This window comes from Halomonas sp. (genome assembly GCF_014859505.1).
In the GTDB taxonomy this organism is placed as follows: Bacteria; Pseudomonadota; Gammaproteobacteria; order Pseudomonadales; family Halomonadaceae; genus Halomonas.
The window spans coordinates 1-6,381 of sequence record NZ_JACUUD010000141.1 but is presented as its reverse complement, the minus strand read 5'-3'; the positions used below and the strand labels follow the sequence as shown (position 1 = coordinate 6,381).

The 6,381-nt window shown below is 67.5% G+C and carries 6 protein-coding genes; 3 read left to right on the top strand and 3 right to left on the bottom strand.

What is annotated here, in order from left to right; all coding sequences use genetic code 11:
• The first annotated feature begins 66 nt into the window (after positions 1-66).
• Positions 67-546: a methylglyoxal synthase gene (locus IBX53_RS13850; protein ID WP_290910273.1), complete on the top strand. Its 480-nt coding sequence runs from the start codon at positions 67-69 to the stop codon at positions 544-546.
• Positions 547-587: 41 nt separating this feature from the next.
• On the top strand, positions 588-2,243 hold the full coding sequence (pgi, locus tag IBX53_RS13845; RefSeq protein WP_290910271.1) for a glucose-6-phosphate isomerase: 1,656 nt from the start codon (positions 588-590) through the stop codon (positions 2,241-2,243).
• A gap of 160 nt (positions 2,244-2,403) precedes the next feature.
• Here pgi and IBX53_RS13840 read toward each other — a convergent pair whose 3' ends face one another.
• From IBX53_RS13840 to zwf, 3 genes are all read right to left on the bottom strand, one after another.
• Positions 2,404-3,066, bottom strand: coding sequence for a bifunctional 4-hydroxy-2-oxoglutarate aldolase/2-dehydro-3-deoxy-phosphogluconate aldolase (locus IBX53_RS13840; RefSeq protein WP_290910268.1), 663 nt, complete (start codon positions 3,064-3,066; stop codon positions 2,404-2,406).
• 18 nt (positions 3,067-3,084) lie between these two features.
• On the bottom strand, positions 3,085-3,753 hold the full coding sequence (gene pgl / locus IBX53_RS13835) for a 6-phosphogluconolactonase (protein ID WP_290910265.1): 669 nt from the start codon (positions 3,751-3,753) through the stop codon (positions 3,085-3,087).
• Between the two features lie 102 nt (positions 3,754-3,855).
• Positions 3,856-5,352 (bottom strand): glucose-6-phosphate dehydrogenase, encoded by a 1,497-nt coding sequence (zwf, locus tag IBX53_RS13830; protein WP_290910263.1) that lies wholly within the window; start codon positions 5,350-5,352, stop codon positions 3,856-3,858.
• Positions 5,353-5,581: 229 nt separating this feature from the next.
• Between zwf and hexR the strand changes: the two genes are divergently transcribed.
• Positions 5,582-6,381, top strand: an 800-nt coding sequence (gene hexR, locus IBX53_RS13825; protein ID WP_290910260.1) for a transcriptional regulator HexR, incomplete at its 3' end; no start/stop codon positions are given.

The following is a 6,381-nucleotide window of genomic DNA, read 5'->3' as shown; positions in this document are numbered from 1 at the left end:
CCCGCGGCGACCACATGAACGCCCACGGCGGCACCAACACCCTGAAGATCCTGGAGGCATGAGCCCATGAACGTGACCCGCCCCCGCCAGACCGTGACCCGCACCCTGCCGGCGCGCAAGCGCATCGCGCTGATCGCCCACGACGGCAAGAAGGAGGAGCTGCTGGCCTGGGCCGCGCGCTGGAGCGACGCCCTGGCCCGACATGAGCTCACCGGTACCGGCACCACGGCGGAGCGGGTGGCCAGGTCACTGGGGCTGTCCGTCAGGGGGCTGATGAGCGGCCCGCTGGGCGGCGACCAGCAGATCGGCGCCCTGATCACCGAGCAGCGGCTCGACCTGCTGATCTTCTTCTGGGACCCCTTCGCGCCCCAGCCCCATGATCCCGACGTCAAGGCGCTGCTGCGACTCGCCGCCCTGTGGAACATCCCCGTGGCCTGCAACGCCGCCAGCGCCGATTTCCTGATCAGCTCGCCCTGGCTGGAATCGGCCTACGAGATGACCATTCCCGACGCCGGCGCCTGGATCACCGAGCGGACCGCCGACTGACCCGACCCCCACCCAACCGACCACAGGAGGCGAGGCTTCCGATGTTCCAGCTGACCCGCAGCGTGACCTGGCAGGCCCTCAAGCGCCTGCACGAGCAGACCGCCAACGACCGCATTCGCGACTACTTCACCGCCGACCCAAAGCGCTTCGAGAAGATGAGCCTGCGCGTCGGCGGCCTGTTCCTCGACTACTCCAAGCACCAGGTCTCCGACGCGGTGCTCGACAAGCTGATCGAGCTGGCCGAGCACTCGGCGCTGGTGCAGCGCCGCGCCCAGATGTTCTCCGGCGATATCATCAACGTCACCGAGGACCGCCCGGTCCTGCATACCGCCCTGCGCAACCTGGGCGAGGGGCCGCTGATGGTCGACGGCCAGGACGTGATGCCGGAGATCCAGCGGACCCGCGAGCAGATCCGCCAGTTCTCCGAGGCGGTGCGCAACGGCGAGTGGAAGGGCTACAGCGGGGAGCGCATCAGGGACGTGGTCAACATCGGCATCGGCGGGTCGGACCTGGGGCCCAACATGGCCTGCCGGGCCCTGCTCAAGCACCGCCACCCGGAGCTGAACTTCCACTTCGTCTCCAACGTCGACGGCGCCCATATCCAGAAGGTGCTCAGCCGCCTCGACCCGGCCACCACCCTGTTCATCGTCTCCACCAAGACCTTCTCCACCCAGGAGACCCTGCTCAACGCCAACACGGCGCGACGCTGGTTCCTGGAGAATGCCGGCGAGGATGCCGACGTGGGGGCGCACTTCATCGCCGCCTCCACCAACAAGACGGCGGCCATGGCGTTCGGCATCCGCGAGGAGAACGTCTTCGAGTTCTGGGCCTGGGTCGGCGGGCGCTACTCCATGTGGTCCTCCATCGGCCTGCCCATCGCCCTCTCCATCGGCTTCGAGGGGTTCATGGAACTACTGGAGGGCGCCTACGCCATGGACCAGCACTTCCTCTCCGCCCCCTTCCGGGAGAACATGCCGGTACTGATGGCGCTGATCGGCATCTGGTACATCAACTTTCACGGCGCCGAGACCCAGGCCATCGTGCCCTACGACCAGGCCCTGCATCAGCTGCCGGCCTTCCTGCAGCAGCTCGACATGGAGTCCAACGGCAAGTCGGTGGACATCTTCGGCCACCCGGTGGACTACAAGACCGGGCCCATCGTCTGGGGGCAGACCGGCTCCAACGGCCAGCATGCCTTCTTCCAGCTGCTCCACCAGGGCACCCGCTACGTGCCCATCGACTTCATCGCCTCGCTGAAGCCGGAGCCCGGCGTCGAGGAGCACCACTTCGCCCTGCTCACCAACATGCTGGCCCAGGCCAACGCCTTCATGGAGGGCAGCCAGAGCGGCAGCCGGCTGGACCCCTACAGCTGCCCCGGCAACCGCCCCTCCAGCGTGCTGCTGCTCGACGAGCTGACGCCGCGAAACCTCGGCGCGCTGATCGCCCTCTACGAGCACAAGGTGTTCGTCCAGGGGGTGATCTGGAACATCAACTCCTTCGACCAGTGGGGGGTACAGCTGGGCAAGCGCATCGCCGGCGAGATCAGCGAGCGCATCGACGAACAGAGCCAGGACTTCGACGCCTCCACCCAGGGGCTGCTGGCGCTGGTGCGCGAGCACTTCAAGGGCGAATCGACCGACGCCGCCGAGCCCGTAACGACACCCCCCGACAAGGGCGGCAAGCGACGCCGGCGCTGAGTCGTCGTGCAGCACGGGGGCCGGCAATTGCCGGCCCCTGCGCGTTTCACGCTGATCTGCGACAACATAAAAAAACCGGCCACGGGGGCCGGGGAAAGGGACAGCGACAGGCTGTCGAGAGAGCACGCGGGAACGTCTTGAGCAGAGACAGGGAGAAGATTCAGTGATGGAAGTGCTGCGCAGCCTCCCGGGCCAGCTGACGGATACCGTGCCAGTCCTCGGCCTCCACCAGGGAGTTCGGGGTCAGCCAGGAGCCGCCCACGCTCATCACGTTCTTGAGCGCCAGGTAGTCCTCGGCGTTGTCGAGATTGATCCCCCCAGTGGGGCAGAAGCGCGCCTCGGGGATGGGGCCGGCGAAGGCCTTGAGCGCCTTGACGCCGCCGCTGGCCTCGGCGGGGAAGAACTTGAAACGACGGTAGCCGTACTGCCAGCCGGTCATCAGCTCGGAGACCGTGGCCACGCCGGGCAGCATCGGCACCGGGCTGGTCACCCCGTAGCGATAGAGCGCCTCGGTGGTGCCCGGCGTGACCACGAAGTCGGCGCCGGCCTGCTCGGCCTGGCGGTACTGGGCGGGGGTCAGCACGGTGCCCACCCCGATGCTGGCCTGGGGCAGCGCCGCCTTGATGCGACGAACCGCCTCCAGGGCGCAGTCGGTGCGCAGGGTCACCTCGAGCACGGTGAGCCCGCCCTCGACCAGGGCGGTGGCAAGCGGCACGGCGTCTTCAACGCGCTGGATGACCAGCACCGGGATCACCTCGGCCTTGAGAGTGATGCTGTCGAGCTCGGTAGTGCGGGTGGAGGGCAGCTGCTTGTCGATGCTCATGGGTGTCTCTCCGGGGAGTCAGGGGGCCCAGTAGGTGGCCAGCGGACAGGAAAGGAAGGCACGGATCGGCAGCTCGCGGAGATCATCGCCGGCCAGCGCCCTGGCCAGCACGTCGCGCTTGTCACCGCCGGTGATGTGCAGGAAGTGGCGCCGGGCCCGATGCAGACGGTCGGCGCTCAGGGTGATACGCGGCTGGGGCTGGCTCGGCGCGCGCACGGCCACCGCCGGTTCGGCGGTGGAGAGCGCCAGGTCGAGCTCACGACTATCCGGGAACAGCGAGGCGGTGTGGCCATCACCGCCCATGCCCAGCACCACCGCGCTGGCGGGCCAGGCGAGCGGCGCCAGGCGCTTGGCCACCTCGTCGACACCCTGCTCCGGGGTGGCGGCTCCGGTGATCAGCGGCACGAAGCTGGCCGCCGCCGCCGCCCCCTGCAGCAGGTGCTCACCCACCAGGCGGGCATTGCTGTCGGCATGTGTCGCGGGCACCCAGCGCTCGTCGGCCAGGGTCACCTCGACCCGCTCCCAGGGCAGCTCGAAGGCGGCCAGCGCCTGGAAGAAGGGCACCGGCGTGGAGCCACCGGAGACCACCAGCAGGGCACGCTCCTGGCTCGCCAGGTCTTGTCGCAGGGCCTCGGCCACCGCCTCGGCCAGCTGGGTGGCCAGGCGTTCTCGGCAAAGCTCACTCATCTTGGAGTTCCTCAGTAATCTTCATACCAGCTTCGCCCGTCCTGGGTGATCATGGCGGTCTTGAGAAAGCGGCGACCGGGCCCTGGGGCCAGCCGGCATTTCTCAGTAATCCTCATACCAGCTGCGCCCATCCTGAGTGATCATGGCAATCGATGCGACCGGCCCCCAGGAGCCGGCCGGATAGCGGCGCGGCGGCTCGTCGCGATCGGCCCAGGCGGCAATCAGGTTATCGCACCACTGCCAGGCGTGCTCGACCTCGTCGCGGCGCACGAAGAGGTACTGCTGCCCCTTCATCACCTCGAGCAGCAAGCGCTCGTAGGCGTCGGGAATCCGCGACTTGGGGAAGGCGCTGTTGAAGTCCAGGTGCAGCGGGCCCCGGCGCAGACGCATGCCCTTGTCCAGGCCGCTGTCCTTGGTCAGCACCTCCAGGGCGATGCCCTCCTCCGGCTGCAGGCGGATCACCAGCTTGTTGGCGGCGAGTCCCCGCTGGTCCGGGTCGAAGATGTAGTGGGGCTGCTGGCGGAAGTGGATGATGATCTGCGAGAGCTTCTCGGGCATGCGCTTGCCGGTGCGCAGGTAGAAGGGCACGCCGGCCCAGCGCCAGTTCTCCACGCCGGTCTTCATGGCCACGAAGGACTCGGTATGGCTCTCGGTGTTCGCCCCCTCCTCCTCGAGGTAGCCGGGCACCGCACGGCCGTCGATGGTGCCCGCGGTGTACTGGCCGCGCACCACGTCGCGCCCCAGCATGTCGTCGGTGAAGGGCCGCAGCGCCTTGAGCACCTTGACCTTCTCGTCGCGGATGGCATCGGCGTCGAGGTTGGCCGGCGGGTCCATGGCGATCAGGCAGACCAGCTGCAGCAGGTGGTTCTGCACCATGTCGCGCAGTTGGCCGGCATCGTCGAAGTAGCCCCAGCGTCCCTCGATGCCCACCTGCTCGGCCACGGTGACTTCCACATGGGAGATGTGATTCTGGTTCCACTGGGTGCCGAACAGCGGGTTGGCGAAGCGCAGCGCGATCAGGTTCTGCACCGTCTCCTTGCCCAGATAGTGGTCGATGCGGTAGATGCGCGACTCGGGAAAGACCGCGCCGATGGCGTCGTTGATCTGCGCCGAGGACGCCAGGTCGTAGCCGATCGGCTTCTCGACCACCACCCGGCTCTGATCGTCCAGGCTGCCGCTGGCCTCGAGGTGGCGGCAGATGTCGCCGTAGATCCTCGCCGCCACCGAGAGGTAGACCACCATGGGACGCGCCCGTCCCGCCTGGCGCCACTCCTTGATCGCCGTGTAGCCCTCGACCTTGGTGAAGTCGAGCTGGCGATAATCGAGCCGCGCAAGGAAGCGCGAGAGCGCCTGGCGATCGAGCTCCTCGGCCTTGACGTAGGTCGTGAGCGCCTTCTCGACGCGCCCCCTGAAGCCGTCGAGGTCGAGCTCCTGGCGCGCCAGGCCCAACAGGCGCGTGCCCGGGTCGAGCAGCCCCTCGCGGTCGAGCTGGAACAGCGCCGGGAAGAGCTTGCGCTGCGCCAGATCGCCGAGGGCGCCGAACAGCGCCAGGTCGATATCGGTTCGGACCGCCTGGCCGGACCGGTTGGGGTAACTCATGCCCGCCCCTCTTTTTCGTTGGATTAGCAAAAAAATACCCGCAATGCGGGAAAAAAGCAAGTTTTTAATGTAAACTTACTTAAAATATCGCCTGCCGTCGGGGATGATTGGCCCTGGCCCGTCTCCTCGGGCTAGGATAGTCAGCATAATGTAGTTAAATCACTACATCACCCGTTACGGCTTCACCCCGCGGCCACGCGCCGCCCAGCATGGAGAGCGCCACCGCGTCATGGCCCGTCACGACCTGATCGATCGCATTCGGAAGCGCCTCGAGGAGCTCAACCGCTCCGAGCGCAAGGTGGCCGATGTCATCCTCGCCGACCCGGCCACCGCCACCGGCATGAGCATCGCCTCCCTCGCGCAAGCGGCCTCGGTGAGCGAACCTACCGTCAACCGCTTCTGCCGCAGCTTCGATGCCAAGGGCTATCCGGACTTCAAGATCAAGCTGGCTCAGAGCCTGGCCGGTGGCACCCCCTACGTCAGCCAGGCGGTAGAGCCCGACGACTCGGCCGCCGACTACACCGACAAGATCTTCGGCGCCACCATCGCCGCCCTCGACAACGCCCGCCGCCAGACCGACCCGGTGCGCATCGAGCGGGTGGTGGACTACCTGATCCAGGCGCGGCAACTCCACTTCTTCGGCCTGGGTGCCTCGGGCGCCGTGGCCCAGGACGCCCAGCACAAGTTCTTCCGCTTCAACCTCCCCGTCACCGCCTATGTCGATGTGCTGATGCAGCGCATGGTGGCCTCGAGCTGCCATACCGGTGACGTGGTAGTGGTGATCTCCTGGACCGGGCGGACCCGGGAGCTGGTTGACATCGCTCGCCTGGCCCGCGAGAGCGGCGCCGTGGTACTGGGCATCACCGCCCCCGACTCGCCGCTGGCCGACGAGTGCACCGAGACCCTGGAGGTCGCCACCCCCGAGGATACCGACCACTACATGCCGATGACCTCGCGGATGATCCAACTGGCGCTGATCGACGTACTGGCCACCGGGGTGACCCTGCGCCGCGGCGAGGACTTCCTCGG